The sequence below is a fragment of the Extibacter sp. GGCC_0201 genome (assembly GCF_017566055.1).
In the GTDB taxonomy this organism is placed as follows: Bacteria; Bacillota; Clostridia; order Lachnospirales; family Lachnospiraceae; genus Extibacter.
Genome location: NZ_JABFCH010000067.1, coordinates 1 through 653 on the forward strand (window position 1 = coordinate 1; position 653 = coordinate 653).

Genomic DNA, 653 nt, shown 5'->3' on the forward strand with positions numbered 1-653 from the left:
CATAAGAGCTATATCGGGCAGGTGCATCAGCCCGTAGCAGAGGGAATCGCCGGCTTCTGTTCTGAGATGATGGAGGCAAACGATGCGTACGGAGGCTGCCTCCGCCAGTATTTTTCAGACGGAATGACCGTGGACGAAGATAAGTGGAAAAGCGAGCATGAGGCTTTGAAAGCGCATTATGACCAGCTTAATTCCACGCTGACCTATATCATAGAAACGATACGGAGCATGGTCTCTATGGGGGGACGCCCTGGGGCTGTCTATACGGATATGAGCGGCTATCAGCGTATCGCCAATTCCTATCGTGAGGAGCTGGAAACCCTTTATGAGATTATAGAGGAGTACAGGGAAAATATCGAGAAGATTGGCGAGATGCTGATAGCCACATCAGGCATATATGAGGGAGCACAGCGCATGCAGAAGGTGCTGGCATCCGCCATATCGGCCATGTCCTGCGTGGGCTACAATGGGGCAACGAACGAATATGTCATAGTGCCGGTGAACCTGCAGCTGTTTGCGAAGATTGAAAAGGAAAGGCAGGAGATCCTCATAGCGAAGGTGCTGAACAAGCAGCTCGGTGACGAGCTTCTGGGAGAAGAGGAGTTCATGGCGCTTGATGCAGAAGAACAGCTGGAGTATGTCGACAAGGTGGC

Annotated in this window: 1 protein-coding gene; it reads left to right on the forward strand. The window is 51.8% G+C overall.

Annotation, left to right across the window (positions count from 1 at the left end; genetic code table 11):
• On the forward strand, positions 1–653 hold a 653-nt coding region (locus HJV72_RS18775), incomplete at both ends, for a hypothetical protein (RefSeq protein ID WP_208073377.1).